General features: G+C 50.9%; 12 protein-coding genes. 11 read left to right on the top strand and 1 reads right to left on the bottom strand.

The window, feature by feature from the left end; translation table 11 throughout:
- Positions 1–19 precede the first annotated feature (19 nt).
- The 10 genes from MKZ24_RS21455 (at position 20) to MKZ24_RS21410 (ending at position 15009) form a co-directional block, all read left to right on the top strand.
- Positions 20–1084, top strand: coding sequence for a pyridoxal-phosphate-dependent aminotransferase family protein (locus tag MKZ24_RS21455; protein WP_340786225.1), 1065 nt, complete (start codon positions 20–22; stop codon positions 1082–1084).
- The gene (locus tag MKZ24_RS21450) at positions 1081–2241 is read left to right on the top strand and encodes an amidohydrolase family protein (protein ID WP_340786222.1); all 1161 of its coding nucleotides are present in this window, start codon (positions 1081–1083) and stop codon (positions 2239–2241) included. Before MKZ24_RS21455 ends, MKZ24_RS21450 begins: the two co-directional genes overlap by 4 nt.
- Positions 2242–2393: 152 nt before the next feature.
- Positions 2394–3251, top strand: coding sequence for a Cof-type HAD-IIB family hydrolase (locus tag MKZ24_RS21445; RefSeq protein ID WP_042236403.1), 858 nt, complete (start codon positions 2394–2396; stop codon positions 3249–3251).
- Positions 3252–3538: 287 nt separating this feature from the next.
- Positions 3539–5020, top strand: a complete 1482-nt coding sequence (locus MKZ24_RS21440) for an Lsa family ABC-F type ribosomal protection protein (protein WP_340786216.1) — start codon at positions 3539–3541, stop codon at positions 5018–5020.
- Positions 5021–5227: 207 nt separating this feature from the next.
- Positions 5228–6121 carry an ABC transporter permease gene (locus MKZ24_RS21435; protein WP_340786214.1) on the top strand — a complete coding sequence of 298 codons (894 nt, stop codon included), beginning with the start codon at positions 5228–5230 and terminating at the stop codon, positions 6119–6121.
- A gap of 6 nt (positions 6122–6127) precedes the next feature.
- Complete coding sequence (locus tag MKZ24_RS21430) at positions 6128–7024, top strand: carbohydrate ABC transporter permease (protein WP_340786211.1); 897 nt, start codon at positions 6128–6130, stop codon at positions 7022–7024.
- A gap of 31 nt (positions 7025–7055) precedes the next feature.
- The gene (locus MKZ24_RS21425) at positions 7056–8738 is read left to right on the top strand and encodes a hypothetical protein (RefSeq protein ID WP_340786209.1); all 1683 of its coding nucleotides are present in this window, start codon (positions 7056–7058) and stop codon (positions 8736–8738) included.
- 63 nt (positions 8739–8801) lie between these two features.
- Complete coding sequence (locus MKZ24_RS21420; protein WP_042242531.1) at positions 8802–10577, top strand: cache domain-containing sensor histidine kinase; 1776 nt, start codon at positions 8802–8804, stop codon at positions 10575–10577.
- An 11-nt stretch (positions 10578–10588) separates the two neighbouring features.
- The gene (locus MKZ24_RS21415) at positions 10589–12193 is read left to right on the top strand and encodes a response regulator (RefSeq protein WP_340786207.1); all 1605 of its coding nucleotides are present in this window, start codon (positions 10589–10591) and stop codon (positions 12191–12193) included.
- Positions 12194–12195: 2 nt separating this feature from the next.
- The gene (locus MKZ24_RS21410) at positions 12196–15009 is read left to right on the top strand and encodes a glycoside hydrolase family 2 TIM barrel-domain containing protein (RefSeq protein ID WP_340786204.1); all 2814 of its coding nucleotides are present in this window, start codon (positions 12196–12198) and stop codon (positions 15007–15009) included.
- An 87-nt stretch (positions 15010–15096) separates the two neighbouring features.
- On the opposite strand, the gene MKZ24_RS21405 is transcribed toward MKZ24_RS21410, so the two are convergent.
- A complete protein-coding gene (locus MKZ24_RS21405) occupies positions 15097–15981 on the bottom strand; it encodes a LysR family transcriptional regulator (RefSeq protein WP_042236410.1) in 885 nt (294 codons plus the stop codon).
- 158 nt (positions 15982–16139) lie between these two features.
- On the opposite strand from MKZ24_RS21405, the gene MKZ24_RS21400 reads away from it, so the two are divergent.
- Positions 16140–16934, top strand: coding sequence for an SDR family oxidoreductase (locus MKZ24_RS21400; protein WP_042236411.1), 795 nt, complete (start codon positions 16140–16142; stop codon positions 16932–16934).
- Positions 16935–17013: the final 79 nt, after the last annotated feature.

Raw genomic sequence — 17013 nt, 5'->3', positions numbered from 1 at the left:
ATACCATCAGGAGGTCTATATGAACCGAGAAGCACAAGGATTTGTCCCGCTGACCCTGTCAGAGTTCAATACATTAACAGGACAGCTCTCTAATCTCTTATCCACCCAGTACCCTCCAGTGATCATTCCGGGGGAAGCCATTTTAGGCATTGAAGCGGTAGCTGCAGGAATTGCTGCACCCGGCCGGACCATACTAAATGTAGTGACTGGCCCTTACGGCAGTTTGTTTGGACAATGGCTGGAGCGCGGCGGAGCGACGGTGATCGAAGTGAAAGTTTCCTTTGATGAAGTCATTACTGTGGAAGAGGTTGCGTCTGCAGTTGAGCGGTATCATCCGGTTGCTATTTCTTTCGTACAGGCAGAAGTAGTTACAGGCGGCTCTAACCCTGCGAAGGAAATCTTCGGGCTTGCACGCCAGCATAATCTCCTTACGGTGACGGATTCTGTATCAGCAGTAGGCGGAGAGGCTCTGCTAGTCGATGAGTGGTCCGTGGACTTTGCCGTAATGGGTGCGCAAAAAGCGCTCGCCGGACCTAACGGTGTCAGCGCAGTCAGCATTTCACCACGCGGCTGGGCCTTCCTGGAGTCGAATGAAAGAGCGCCTCGCAATTCCATTCTATCCTTGCTCGATCTGAAGCCGGCACCGGATGGCACGCCGCCGCTTCGTGTCCCGCCGAATATTCCGGTACTTGAAGCCAGAGCGTTGATCCAGGCATTGACAGCTGTTGCCGAAGAGGGGCTGGTGCAAGTGATCAAGCGCCATGAACTTGCAGCAGCTTCTGCTATAGCGGGGATCACAGCTCTGGGTCTTGAACCCTGGCAGAAGAACAGCCGGCATTATTCCACATTGACCACGACTGTTCGAGTGAACGGGGAGCAGAAGCTGCTGATCAAGCAGCCTATCGGCATCGTGGCTCCCGGAGACGGGGAATTATCCGGTCAGCTGCTGCGAATCAACCATTTCGGCGCCAATGCCAGCAGGGAAGGTGTTGAAGGCGGAGTGCAGACGCTTGCCGGATTACTGAAGCAGGATGCGGAGCAGGCAGTACAAGCTGTCCGTCAGGTTTGGGGTGAAGCCCTATGATCCTTAAGCATCCGCAATTCCAGGCGTACAGCGGTATCCACATTGCAGGTATCGAAGGCAAACCGTTCGATATTGAAATTCAGAATGGCCGGTTCACTTCGGTTAAGGAAGCAGAACCGCAACATGTACAGGCGGAACAACCTCAGCAGAAGCTATGGATCAGTCCGGGGATCATTGATCTGCATACGCATCTGGCCTGGACCGACTTCGATCATGCTGACCAGCTGAACCGGGACAGCCGGGAGGTTGAAGTGATGCAGGCAGAAGCCTTCGCAGCCACTTTACGCACTGGCGTAACTACTGCGCGTGATGCCGGCGGCATTCTGCCAAGCACCATCCGTCATCTCGTGAAGTATTATCAGCAGCCGTTACGGGTGCAGACCAGCAGTGAAATGCTGGGCGCAGCGGATGCCAAGGGGGTTAAGCATCTGGAGGGCCGCCTGGCAGATATCTACGCTACCGGAGCAGGCTGGATCAAAATCATGGCAACAGGCGGTCTTGGCGCACCTACCGAGAAGGTAACGGAGCCGAACTTCTCTGAGGAAGAGTTCGCCTTCATCGTCCATCATGCACACGCGAACCGGAAGAAGGTTCTGGTACATACCTGGGGCGGCGTGACGATTGACTGGTCCATCCAGACCGGAGTGGAATCCATAGAGCATGGGATGTTCCTGACCTGGGATCAGGCAGGCCGACTGGCCGAGTCCGGCGTAGCCTTCGTGCCTACAACTTCGATCTACCGGATCGCTGCCGATCCCAAAGGTGTACTGGCGCTGAGTCCGGTCATTTGTGAACGGGCTGCCCGTGCCGCCGATGCTCATGCCACGGCCATTGGATATGCCAAGCGGGCGGGAATACGTCTTGGATTCGGTACGGATTACGCAACTCCTTCACTGCATGGCTACAACCTGCAGGAATTCGATACGCTGTTCGATTACGGCCTGAACCGGGCAGAAGCATGGAAGTCCGCTACACAAGACGCCGCAGAGATCTTTGGAAGCGGTCATGAGCTGGGGCAGATTGCCGAGGGCTATATTGCGGATGCGGTAATCTTTGCTGCCGATCCCTATCAGGCACAGAATGCAGATCAGCTGCGGAAGAGCATCATCTCGGTGGTTACCGGGGCGCAGGAATCAGATCTGATCCAGACAAATTGATCGTGCTCAGCATGCTAGGACTGTCCCGTTTAACCATTTCATGGTTTTGGGTCAGTCCTTTTTCACGTTCATTGCTGAAAATAATCCTTGACCTGGAACGCATTACATAAATTATAGTTCAGAGGAACATTACACAAGGGGGCTGGGGATTCATGAGTCAGAGCAGCAGAAAAATAGTCTTCATCGACATTGACGGAACACTTCTCACAGAGAATGGAATCATACCGGAATCGGCGCAGCAGGCGTGCAGACAGGCGCGGGAGAACGGGCATTTGCTCTACCTGTGTACCGGCCGCTCGAAGGCTGAAATCTATGACTCGATCTGGAATATCGGCTTCGACGGCCTGATCGGAGCGGCAGGCGGGTATGTAGAGAGCGGCAATGAAATGCTTTATCACAAAAAAGTAACCCCGGAAGACGCCAAACATCTGATCGATTATTTCCACGCCAATGAGGTGGATTTCATTCTGGAATCCAACACCGCCTTATACGGAAGCCGGAATTTTCAGCCGCATCTGGAACGCAGAATTTATGGTGATCTGCTGAATGATCCTGCAGCACAGGAGCGCAAACGGCTGTCCCCGCATCCTTATATCGCTACACTGACATATGGAAACGAAGAATTATATTTGGATGATGTCAACAAAATCTGCTTTCTGGAGAGCAGTCTGCCCTTTCATCAGATCCAGGAGGCATTAGAAGGGAGGTTCACAGCACTCCAGAGTTCTATCCCCCTGTTTGGAGAGAACAGCGGGGAGCTGATGATTCCGGGTGTCCACAAGGCTTCGGCTATTGCCGATGTACTGAAGCACTTGAACATTCCGCGTGAAGACAGCATGGCGCTCGGTGATGGGCTTAATGATCTGGAGATGCTGGAATATGTCCAGGTAGGTGTTGCTATGGGCAATGCCAGAGAGCAGCTCAAAGAGATTGCCGATGATATCACCGACCACATTGAGGAAGATGGACTATATAACTGTTTCCTGAAATACGGTCTGATCTCTGCTTGAAGAGACACTGTGTGCATACGGCCCGGGTTGATATCCCATAAAGCACATGGTAAAATGCACTTAATTAAACGATTGGAGTTGAATAGTATAGTGTAGGATTCTCTTGCGGTATTAAACAATAAAACAGCTTTATAGTTTTATTCTTTATATGCAAGAAGGGTCTGCATCTTTTCACTCAATCCATATATCCTTATTCAAGTCCGTCCGGGCTGAATTTGCTGTATTTATTTGAGCTGTAAGAAGATAACCTTCTTGCAGCTTTTATTATTTGTACTGGAGGATATTATATGTCATTAATTAATGTGAGCAATCTGACGTTTGCCTATGAGGGCACTTACGATAATATTTTTGAGCATGTGAATTTTCAGCTGGATACCGATTGGAAACTGGGCTTCACCGGGCGCAACGGCCGGGGCAAAACCACCTTCCTGAACCTGCTGCTCGGCAAATATGAATACAGCGGAACGATATCCGCACAAGTAAGCTTTGAATACTTCCCGTTTCCGGTTGCGGACTCCACAAGTCAGACCCTAGATGTAGTCAGTGAAATTGACCCGGATTATGTACACTGGAAATTGATGCGGGAGCTGAACCTGCTGAAGGTAGCAGAGGATGTGCTGTACCGGCCTTTCAATTCGTTGTCGAACGGGGAACAGACGAAGGTACTGCTGGCGGCCCTTTTTATCAAGGAGAACAGCTTCCTGCTCATCGATGAACCCACCAACCATCTGGACATGAAGGCGCGTAAGCTGGTCAGTGACTATCTCAGCACGAAGAGCGGCTATATTCTGGTCTCCCATGACAGAGCCTTCTTAGACAATTGTGTAGACCATATTCTGTCGATCAACAAGACCAACATTGAGATCCAGAAGGGGAACTTCAGCAGCTGGTGGGAGAATAAGACGAGGCAGGATAACTTCGAGCTGGCGGAAGACGAGAAGCTGCGGCGGGACATTAAGCGGTTATCGGCTTCTTCCAAACGGACGGGCGGCTGGGCCCATGAGGTCGAGAAGTCCAAGAACGGCACCCGGAACTCCGGCTCCAAATTAGATAAGGGCTATGTCGGCCACAAGGCTGCAAAAATGATGAAACGCTCGAAATCGATCCAGCAGCGCCAGGAATCTGCGATCACCGAGAAGTCCAAGCTGCTGCGGAACATTGAAAGCTCGGACAGTCTGGAAATATCACAGCTTCCGTATCATAAGCAACAGCTGGTCCAGCTGGATGAAGTTTCGATCTATTACGGGGAGAAAAGCGTATGTTCAGAGGTGAGCTTCACGATTGAGCAGGGGGACCGGATAGCGCTCTCCGGCAGCAACGGCTCAGGGAAATCGAGTATTCTCAAATTGATCTGCGGGGAGGACATTCATCATACAGGTGTCATACGGAAGGACAGCCAGCTTGCCATTTCTTATGTATCACAGGACACCTCGCATCTGCAGGGCAGTCTGACCGAATATGCCAGCGAGCACGGGATCGATGAGAGCCTGTTCAAATCGATTCTGCGCAAGCTTGATTTCTCGCGGATCCAGTTCGAGAAGGAGCTCTCCACCTTCAGCGGCGGCCAAAAGAAGAAAGTATTAATTGCCCGGAGCCTCAGCGAGAAGGTGCATCTGCATATCTGGGATGAGCCGCTTAACTTCATTGACGTGGTCTCCCGGATGCAGATTGAAGAGCTGCTGATGGAGTTTGCCCCAACTATTCTGTTCGTGGAGCATGACCGGGAATTCTGCACGAATATCGCAACGAAACAGGTTTATCTGGATTGAGCCTGGCCGATACCAGGGTTTGAATTTCAAAAAAAGCATCTGCCGTTACTAAATAGGCAGGTGCTTTTTGGTACGCGGATGAAGGCGATCCACAATGATGGGTAAGCGCTTTAAATATCCAATCAGAGCAATAGATATCCAACCGCTGTTATATATGAAGTGATCCCCCGTTAATTTATGATAGAACTATCAAGGAGGGGATGCACATTGTACGCAAAGTTTTACAAGTACCGCTGGCAATATTTAATGATTCTACCGGGAGTAGTCCTGCTGCTGTTGTTCAACTACATACCGATGGCAGGGATTCAAGTGGCCTTCCGGGACTTCCAGATAGGCACTTCAATCTGGAACAGCTCATGGGTAGGGCTGAATAACTTCTCCTTCCTGCAGGACCCCCAATTTTTGACCGTGGTCAAAAACACGCTATATATATCGGTGCTTAAGTTCATCTTCGGATTCCCGGCACCAATTCTGCTGGCGCTGCTGATTAATGAAGTCACACGGCCGGTCTTTAAGCGTTTCGTTCAATCCGTCAGCTATCTGCCACACTTTTTCTCATGGATTGTAGTCGCTTACATTCTACAGTCGTTTATGACACTGGACGGGGGCCTGGTCAATGAGCTGATCGGCAAAGCAGGTGGAGACCCCATATTCTTCCTGGGTTCGACAGACTGGTTCCGGCCTATGGTTATCTTTAGCAGTTTGTGGAAGGAGACCGGTTGGAACACGATTCTCTATCTGGCCGCCATCACAACGATTGATCCGCAGCTCTATGAATCTGCCAAGGTTGAGGGTGCAGGCAAGCTGGCCCAGATCCGGCATATCACCATTCCGGGTATGCTGCCGACAATCTCAATTGTCCTGATCCTGAGCATTCCGAGCCTGATTACCGTAGGGATGGATCAGATTTATCCGCTGATGAATTCGGCTAACCAAGGCGTAGCGGATGTACTGGATACTTATATTATCCGTAACGGATTGCAGCAGGGATACTTCGGGATGGCTACCGCCGTAGGGCTGTTATCTTCAGTACTCAGCCTAATACTGGTTGTCTCAACCAATCAGCTGTCCAGAAGAATAAACGGGGAAGGATTATGGTGAAGATTCATGAAGCTCAGCAGAGGTGAAAAAATAGCCCAGCTTATCATCGTCATCATTTTGGGCGGGCTATGCTTGTCTGTCCTGTACCCGTTCCTGTATATGCTGGCCATTTCTTTAAATGATGGGGCAAGTGCAGCCAAAGGCGGCGTGTATTTATGGCCAAAGGATTTTACTTGGATTAACTATGAAATCGTACTCGGCAATCAGGTCATCCGCCAGTCATATCTGATCACGATTGGCAGAACCGTAATAGGCACGTTTGCGGGACTTATTGTTACGCTCTTGGTAGCATTTGGCTTGTCCTACCGGGGACTGCCTTTAAGAAGCACCATTCTTGGCTACATTCTCTTGACCATGTTATTTAGCGGTGGGCTGGTTCCCTTTTATATTCAGCTGAACAATCTCGGGCTTATCAACACGTTCTGGGTTTATATTTTCCCCGGCCTGTTCTCGGTCTGGAATATGTTCGTCATGCTGAAGTTCATCCAGGGAATTCCGGAAGCGCTGATCGAGTCCGCGGAGCTGGACGGGGCAGGCCCCTTCCGCACTCTGATACAGATTGTGGTTCCGCTCTCTCAGCCGATGTTAGCCGCTCTTGGGCTGTTCACCGCAGTAGGTCACTGGAATGACTGGTTCGCCGGTGCCTTCTATGTCACAAGGCAAGATTTAATTCCTGTACAGACCTTCCTGCAGCAGTTGCTGGCGGCTCAGGATCTATCCGCTGTCCTCGGATCAAATACAAACCAGGAAGCGCTGGCCAGAAGCTCACAGATGGCGAACATAACGCTAATGTCGATTAAAATGGCAGTCGTTATGGTAAGCGCTCTTCCGATTCTATGCGTGTATCCGTTTCTGCAGAAATACTTCGTAAAGGGGGTACTTGTAGGTTCAGTGAAAGGATGAGGTACAATAAGAACACAGGGGGAGTTATTTAATGAAGATCAAGAGATCAGGACTAACGGTCCTGGCAGCCGCAGTCTTACTGACAACCATTACGGCATGTTCCGGAAACAGCAAGGATACACCTAACAATGCTGCTTCAGGCAACAAAACCGCAGGCAATACGCCAGCGAGCGGTTCAACCTCCTTCAATCTCTGGCTGGGCTGGACCGCAACTCTTAACAACGACAGCCTGGTTCAGAAGTATTGGCGTGAGCAGGAGCCGAAAGTGGATGTTAAGCTTGAGACTACACAAGGTGATGCTATGACAGCGCTTAATCTCAAAATCAATACCGGCGGGTTCGAGGATGCTGCCATCTTCAGCCGGAATGAAACGGTGAAAAGTGCGATGCAGCGTTCCAAACAGCTGATGCCGCTTGAGCAGTATTTCGACATGCCCGACAAATATCCGGGACTGGCCTCCATCCCTAAGCAGTATCTGGACCTGATGAAGGATGATGAAGGACATATCTGGTCCATTCCGACCTGGTTTGACCAGAACCCTGAAGAGCCGTGGCCGGGTTGGGCTTCACAGGCTTGGATTGTGAGAAGTGATGTCCTGGAGAAGACAGGGATGACCAAAGAGGATCTGTCTACGCTTGCCGGGGTTGAGACCTTCCTTAAAAAAGCTGCCGAGCAGAAGGACGCTTCGGGCAAACCGCTGATTCCGCTGTCCTTCCTGATGGATACCAGCGATTCCATAGGCTGGAGTGACGAGAACGCCATTCTGACCGCCTTCGGTGTGAGCACCGCAGGTAAGGGGGTCGACAAACGCGGCGATGAATTTGTATTCGCTTACGATGATCCTAACTACAAAGCCGCCTATCAATGGATGAATAAGATGTATCAGGAGAAGCTGATTGATCCTGAGGTAGTAACCAGCAAGAAGGAGCAGTACGGGGAGAAAAATAAGTCAGGCCGTGTTGCCATGAATGCAGGCAGCTTCTGGAACATTCCTTCCTCCGCTTGGGAGACGCTGGACGGACCAACCGAACCGGGCTGGTTCTATGAAACGATCCCATTCCCTAAAGTGGATGGTGTAGAGAAGCTGGGTATTAATCAGGTTACTAATCCGAATCCGGGTTATGATGTGTATATCAGTGAAAAAACTAAAAACCTGGATGCCATTCTGAAATTCTTCGATTATACGCTGCAGCCTAAACCGGAAATGCAGCAGATTATCAATGAAGGACCGGCGGGTCTGTATTGGGACTGGAGCGATCAGCCGCTGGGCAAATGGAAATTTATCGACGAAACATACGAAACAGGCCGTAATTCAGGAGATGCTGCACAAAAGGCAAAGGTTACACCTGAGCTCTACATGGCTTCCTCATACAGTAACGCATGGTACCCTTGGTGGAACACGGAGGATGGCGGTAAAGCCGGAGCCGCTAAGACAATAGAGTTCACCGAAGCCATTGGTAAAATGGGTACTATACGCGTAGCTGAGCCTTACGATCTGTTCCCGATGAAGGAAGGCGGCTCATGGGAGAAATACGCCCCGGAAATCGAGAATATCCGCAAGGAATACCGTGCCAAGCTGCTGATGTCCAAGGATGCGGACCAGTTCGAGAGCAACTGGAAGGACTTCCAGGCAGCGTTGGAGAAACGCGGACACTGGAGTGAAGTCAGACAGGAATGGCTGGATACCTACAAGGAAGAAGTACCAGCCCAATAAGATATTAAGTACGGAGCACCTCTCGTTAAGAGGGGGCTCCCTTTGCACTTCATGGGGGGACATATGATTAAACAACATATAGAGAAATGGATCATCCGTATGACCCGTTCCATGAATCTGAGGAGCAAGATCGTCTTATTCTATAGTCTGATTGTATTCATCCCTACCGTAATGCTCGCGGCAGGCGCGGGTTATATGATGCTGCATACGGTACGGGCAAATTACCTGCTTACCATCCGCGAGGCGGTGCGGCAAAGTGCGCAGAGCATCGAGTTCCGCAAGCAGAGCTATGATCTTCTGGCCACCAGGACAGCTACGGACGGGGAGCTGATCTCCAGGCTGTCCAGGGATTACGGAAATATCGAAGAGCAGCTGGCGACCGTAAATTATGTGGACCGTTCGTTCCTGCTTACGAGCAAATACCTGCCGGGCATTGAGAACTTCCGGATCTATCATACCAACGACACCCTTGTGCAGGATGGTGGCCTTCTATGGAAGCCGGAGGACCGGCTGCTCTCCGGCGTACGTGAGAAGGACTGGTATACGCAGATGCTGAATACCCCGGACAATCTGGTATGGAGGAATGCCGCCGATGACAAAACAAAGCTGGTGGTGTCCCACAAGATTCTGAATGCGTACGGCGATGTCTACGGAATAGTCTATCTGCTGCTGGACTATAACGGTGTGTTCATGGAATCCTTCGACCATCCCTTTGACGGGGCCGGGCAAATGTATATCGTAGACGACAACCGGCAGATTATTGCCTCCTCCGAGCCTGCGAAGATAGGCAGCCGCCTGGATTCCTCCTCCTTAGGGCAGTATTGGAACGGTTCTGAGCCGTCCACGGTCACCCGGAACGGAATGATGCTGATCACAGAAGAGATTAAGTCCGGCTGGACCGTTGCTGCGCTTGTACATCTCGACCGGCTCGAAGAGCAGTCTACGCGTATTATGTACTATATTGCAATAGGCATTGCCTTCTTCCTGCTGATATCCATTTTTCTGATCATGATTGTCCTCAAAAATGTCATCTGGCGGATACGCAAGCTGGGGATCCGGATGACCGATATCTCGGAAGGGTATTTCGAAGCGACCGTCAGGAACCGTGACAATGATGAACTCGGTGAGCTTGAGGTACTGTTCAACTCCATGTCCGGCCGTTTGAGAAAGCTGGTAGAGGAGCATACAGAGGCCATGCTCAAGGAACGTGAGCAATCATTCCGGGCGCTGCAGGCACAGATCAACCCTCATTTCATTTATAATTCCCTTAGCCTGATCCGTTGGCGGGCTATGGATCAGCAGGATGATATCCAAATCCGGACGATAGATGCCTTGACCACCTTCTACCGGCTTGCGCTCAACAACCGGGTTAATGTGACCCTAATCCGTGATGAAATTGAGCATCTGAAGGCGTATATTGAAATCCAGCAGCTGCGGTATCCCGGTCAGGTGTCGGTAGAATGGCAGGTGGAGCCTGAGGTATTGGATCTTTACAGCATTAAGCTGATCCTCCAGCCCACGGTAGAGAATTGTTATCTGCACGGCTGGATTCCGACCAGGGCGCATGCTTTTATACAGATCACGATCAGGAGGGTTGGGAATCGAATTCAGTTCCAGATTTTTGATAATGGCCAGGGGATCAGCCGGGAGAAGCTGGAACAGATTCGTTCCGGCAGCTACAGGGGAACCCGAAACGGATTCGGCATGAACAATATCCGGGAGCGCCTGGCGCTGTATTTCGGTCCGGAGGGCCGTTTTGAAATTGACAGCACAGAAGACGAATGGACCAAGGTAACCATATCTATCCCTGTCTGCACGGATAGTCCTGAGATTAAATAGGGGGTGCTTTTATGCGGGCAATAATTGTTGACGATGAACCTATGCAGATTCAGGGGCTTGTCCGGCATATCAGCTGGAAGGCCCTGGGATACGAGGAGCCGCTAACCGCGCAGTCTGGTGAGGAGGCACTGGCGATCCTGCGGGAAACTCCGGTAGATGTAATGATTACGGATGTCTCCATGCCCGGTATGACCGGAATTGAGCTATTGGCCATATGCAAAGCGGATTATCCGGCACTGCAGTCTATGCAGACAGTGATGATAAGCGGATATGACGAATTTGAATTTGTGCAGGAAGCTATACATCTGGGGGCTAAAGCCTACGTTCTGAAGCCTGTCCGGACAGAAGAGCTGGAGTTGAAGCTTGCGGCGTTCAGGGAAGTGTATGAGAAGAAAAAACAGATCGAACAGGAAACCGCCTTGCTTAAGGAGAAGGTTACAGAGAGCTATGAGGTATTGCAGGAGCGGTTCGTCAAGGATATGATCGAAGGCTGGATTCATAATGAAGAACTGCTTGAATCCTGGCGGCGGCTGCTGGAACTGCCGGATGGGGAATGGCAGACTTCGTTATTCCTCTTCGGCTATGACCGTCTGTTCCGGGACAATCCGCATGATGCCAAGGAGCGGATTATGCATAGCGAAGGGCTCTTGAATTGTGTGAAGCTTGGGCTTGCGGGATTCTCTACTGTTTATATCGGCAAGACTGGGGCGGATGAGCTGGCGGTCATTGTACTGAATGCAACACCCTTGGTCCGGGCAAGACTTGAGAAGCAGCTCACGTTCATCCAAGATATTCTAAAGGAGCAGTACACTGCTTCCGTTACAGTCGGAATCAGCAGGGAGTGCCATACCTGGACGGAAATACCGCTGCTGTACAAGGAAGTAAGGCATATGATGTCCGGTGCCAGACTGGCCGGGTACGGGCAAATCCTATATTTTGACCAGAGCCTGATGAACGAATATCAGGACTTCCGGCTACGTGAGGAATATATTCCGGAGATCGTGAAGCTGCTGGACAGCGGAGAGGGCGAGAAGGCAGCTGTGTATTTCAATCATGCATTTGAAAGGCTGCTAGCGCGTGAGCCCGTATCCTTTTCTTATGTGCAGGCTTTCGGTATGGGCTTGCTCAGTGAGCTGGCGCGTAAGACGAAGCGGCTTCAAGAGACGGATACAGAGATGAATATTCTCATGTGGCAGCGGTTGATCGACTGCACCGGAGTGAATGACGTCAGGAAGGTATTACTGGAATATTTGGCGCAATATGCTAAGCTTAGTCAGGGAGAACAAGTCGCCCAGCAGCATAACCTGATTCAGCGGGTTGCCCGCCAGCTGGAGGAACGTCTCCAGGAGAATATAACAGTGAAGCAGCTGGCCGAGCAGTTTCACCTGAATCACAGTTATTTAAGTGTTCTGTTCAAGAAAGAAATGGGCCGGACGATTTCTGATTTCACGCAGGAAGCAAGAATGAACAAGGCCAAGGAGCTGCTCCGGGACCCGAATGTTAAGGTCTATGAGGTTGCAGAGCAGGTGGGATTCCAGACCGCGGCTTATTTCACCTTCCTGTTCAAGAAAACTACCGGTACCACACCGCAGGAGTTCAGAGATTACCATTACTAGGAGTGAGGATTTTGCAGACAAAGATCAGCCTCGAAGGCGAATGGAAGTTGCAGTTAGACGAGAGTAAGCAGGGACTTGTATTACCTTACACAGATGTAATCACACTGCCGGGAACAACCTCCCATGCACGCAAAGGACCGAAGAATGAGGAGTTTTTGGTAAGCGCTCTTACGGATGAATATATGTTCGAAGGACCCGTCTGGTACTCCAGGGAGATTAACATTCCAGAGGAGCTGGCCGGCAAGAGCAGTTATCTATATTTGGAACGTACACGGCTTACAACGCTGTGGGTGGACGGGCAGGAGATTGGCAGCCGTGACAGTCTGAACACTGCCCATGTATATAAGCTGCCGCAGCTGTTGCCGGGAACGCATACAATCACGATCCGGGTAGACAACACGGGTTACCCGACCAAAGGCGGACATCTGACTTCGCCGGATACCCAGACGAACTGGAACGGAATTACCGGCCGTATGGAGCTGCAATTCTACGGAGAGTCACAGCTTAGCGGCATCCGCCTGGATTCGGAGCTGGCTGCACGTTCCGTCCGCATCACAGCAACTCTGGAGAGTAAGAGCGAGACTACTCTTGTGGTATCTGCCAAGAGCTTCAATTGTGAGGATTCACACACGGTAGAAGAGCAGGAGTACATAGTAGCACCAGGTAAGTTCTCAGTAGACTATGCGCTCGGTCATGAGGCGCTGCTATGGAGTGAATCCGCTCCCAATCTGTATAACATCCTCCTGGTTCTGAAGGATGGCGAAGGCAATGTCATAGACAGGCAGGAGGTTATCTTCGGACTGAAGGAATTCCGGGCAGAAGGTGACAAGTTCACGATTAACGGGGAGAAGACCTTCCTCCGCGGCAAACATGACGGTCTGATCTTCCCGCTGACCGGCTATGCTCCGACAGATGTTGAAGAATGGGTTAGAATTCTTGGCATCGCCAAGTCTTACGGGATCAATCATTACCGTTTCCATACCTGCTGTCCGCCGGAGGCTGCTTTTACCGCTGCAGATATGCTTGGGATCTACATGCAGCCGGAGCTTCCGTTCTGGGGTACGATTACGGTAGAAACGGACGAAGGGCATAATCAGGCAGAGCAGGATTACCTGATCAGTGAAGGCTATGCCATTCTAAGGGAGTTTGGCAATCATCCATCCTTCGTAATGATGTCTCTCGGCAACGAGCTGTGGGGCAGCAAAGAGAAGATTGATTCCTTCCTGAAGGACTACAAAGCGTTCGATGACCGGCCTTTATACACCCAAGGCTCCAATAACCACCAATGGGTACCGGAGGTTCTGGAGCATGACGACTTCTTCAGCGGGGTTCGCTTCACCCGTGACCGGTTGTTCAGAGGCTCCTATGCGATGTGCGATGCTCCGCTGGGACATGTCCAGACCGCTGTGCCCGGCACGATGAAGGATTATGACGACCAGATCGTTCCTCCGGATTTCCTGAATGGAGGAGGACAAGCTGCTGCTGCAGGCGGTGAGATCCAGATCCAGTATGGCACCGAAGCCAAAACGGTGAAGGCTGGCGGAGAATCCGGCGAATGGATTCCGCAGGTTCCGGTAGTCTCGCATGAGATCGGACAATACGCTACGTTCCCTAATTTCGAAGAAATCGCGAAATACACAGGTTCGCTCAAAGCTGAGAACTTTGTAATTTTCCGTGAACGGCTGGAGAGCAAGGGACTGGGACATCTGGCATCGAAATACTTTGAAGCCTCCGGCCAGCTTGCGGTAGCCTGTTATAAGGAAGAGCTTGAGGCTGCCTTCCGCTCGCGGCGGCTGGCCGGCTTCCAGCTGCTGGACCTGCAGGATTTCAGCGGTCAGGGAACTGCGCTGGTTGGCGTGCTTGATGCCTTCATGGATTCCAAGGGACTGATCAGTGCCGAGGAATGGCGTACGTTCTGCAATGATGCGGTGCTGATGGCACGATTCCCTAAGTATAATTATACTGCGGGTGAATTGTTCACTGCCCATGTGGAGCTTAGCTGCTTCCGTAGCGGTATGCCGGATTCCGCTCAGCTGCTATGGCAGCTTGCAGGAGAAGGTAGCGTAATAGCCGAAGGATCAACCTTAGTGGCGATTCCGGCCGGAAGCCATTATATCGATATCTGCGATTTGGCGGTAACTCTTCCTACCGTAAAACGGATGAATAAGATCGTATTATCCCTTTCCATCCAGGGAACGGATATCCGCAAGAGCTACGACCTGTGGGTATACCCTGAGCAGAGCAGCAACCCGCTTGAGGACATTCACGTATTCACGGAGTTGTCCGAAGAGGCGCTTGCACTGCTGGAGAAGGGTGGGAATGTGCTGCTGATGCCAGAGCCGGACTCTCTCCAGAATGCTGTAGAAGGGTATTACTGCACCGATTTCTGGTGTTATCCGATGTTCCGTTCGATATCGGAGAGCATGAACCGGCCTGTACCTGTCGGTACAATGGGTCTGCTGATTGATAACAGCCACCCGGTACTTCATGAGTTCCCGGGTGAGGAGCATTCGACCTATCCATGGTGGAGCATTGTGGAGAATTCGAAATCGCTGATTATGGATGATGTTGACCGCAGCTGGAATCCCGTTGTGCAGACCATTGATAATTTCGAACGTAATCATAAGCTTAGCTTCCTTACGGAATGCCGTGTAGGCAACGGTAATCTGCTGGTATGTGCACTGGATGCAGGTAAGGTGAGCGAGACCCCTGAAGGCAGACAGTTCTTGACCAGCGTGGCTAATTATATGAAATCTGCTGAATTCAAACCGCAATATGAGGCAACTGTTGCCGAGCTTCAGGCGCTGATTCAATAGCAGGAACGAAATAATAACACAAAGGAGCGATTCTCCATTCCGGGAGAGTCGCTCCTTTGTGTCTTTTTCAAGATTATAAGCCCTCATCTATTCAGACTTCAGTCGAACCTGCTGAATATAATCCAGAAACCGTCTGGAGGCAGGAGACAGGTAACGGTCATGACGCCATTTCAAGCCGACCTCCCATTCCCAGCCCTCTTCCTCAATCGGAATCCAGACCAGGCCGTCCAGCATTAAGCCCAGCGTCTGCGGCAGTACAGAGACTCCAAGCCCGGCTTTGATGAAGCCGGCTACCGTAATCAGGTCCTCTGCTTCATAAGTCGAGGCCAGCTCGAAATGGGTGTTTTTGAATAGCGAGCTAATCGTAGCTTTGAGTCCACAGTTCGTTTTCAAGCCGACAAAGGGTTCACCGGACAGCTCAAACAAACTCAGACTGGAGCGTGAAGCAAACCGGTGCTGAGTGGAGACCACAATAAAGATCGGCATTCGCCGGATAATCATCCATTCGTCATCGTTCATTGTGGTTTCTCTGGAAGTGATCAGCATATCCGAAGTGCCAGTCTCCAGAGCTTCATCGATATCCCCATGATTTCCCTGATACAAATTAAACCGTACCTTGGGGTTGTCCGCCTGATAATCCCTGATCAGTGAAGGCACCAGGTCAACACCGAGAATATTCAGATACGAAATGTGGATGACACCGCTCTCCGCATTCGACCATTCTCCGATTTCACGTATACCGTTGCCGATATTGTTCATCGCTTCTTCTACCCATTTGCTGAACATAACCCCATACCTATTCAACTGGACATTGCGTCCTTTCCGCTCAAACAGAGGAACGCCCAGCTCACTCTCCAGCTTGGAGATAGCATGACTCAGCGCGGGCTGGGTAATTCTAAGCGCCTTGGATGCGGAGGTCATATGCTCAAGCCGAGCCACGGTCAGGAAATATTCTAATTGGGTAAGCTCCATTTCAGACGGGTCTCCTCATTACATTAATATTAATAATAGATTTAATGAAAATAATAAATTAGACGCATAACTTAATCAAGCTTAAAATTATTATAGACCTTGAAGGACTGCACCCGGCAGCTTGAACGAGGAATCACTAATGAAATGAGGCTGCAACAATGACTATAACTTATGCAAACCCGCTGACAGAATACGAGGGCAAAAAAATACTGGTGACAGGTGGCACCAAGGGTATGGGGGAGGCCATCGTTAACCGGTTTAAAGCAGCCGGTGCTGAAGTGATGACTACTGCCCGCACACTCCCGTCTGGATTGGCGGATGCTGACTTGTTCGTACAAGCAGATCTGTCTGCCAAAGAAGGCGTGGAGAAAGTGATTGCTGCGGTTAAGGAACGTTTCGGCAGCATCGATATCGTAGTGAATAACATCGGAGGCAGCTCTACACCTCCCGGCGGGTTTCTTGCGGCAAGCGACGAGCACTGGATGGATGCGCTGAATCTCAACCTGCTTGCGTCGGTCCGGCTGGACCGGGGCCTGATCCCCTTAATGCTGGAACAGGGAAAAGGTGTGATTATTCATATCTCTTCAATTCAAAGAGTGCTGCCGCTGGTCGAATCCACTATTCCTTATGCAGCCGCTAAGGCAGCGCTAAGCAATTACAGTAAAAGCCTCTCCAAAGAATTCTCTCCACAAGGTATACGTGTAAACCGTGTTGCCCCTGGATTCATTCAAACGACAGCGGCAGATGCCATGATGGAGAATATCGCCAAGGTTACGGGCAGTGCTGAAAGCGCGCTGCAGTCTGTAATGGATGCGCTGGGCGGGATTCCGCTGGGCCGTCCCGGCTTCCCCGAGGAAGTAGGCGAGCTGGTAGCTTTCCTGGCCTCCGACCGCGCAGCATCCATTACAGGTGCTGAATATGTGATAGACGGAGGAACCGTGCCTACGGTATAAGCATCAGACGTACTTTCACTTTCACTGGCAAGCAGGAGCAAATCTGCGCTAAAAGATAAAGAACAGACCGGGAAGCGGC

This window comes from Paenibacillus sp. FSL R7-0297, from assembly GCF_038009025.1.
Classification (GTDB): Bacteria; Bacillota; Bacilli; order Paenibacillales; family Paenibacillaceae; genus Paenibacillus_AQ.
The sequence above is the reverse complement of the archived record's forward strand: the minus strand, read 5'-3'. Positions and strand labels throughout refer to the sequence as shown.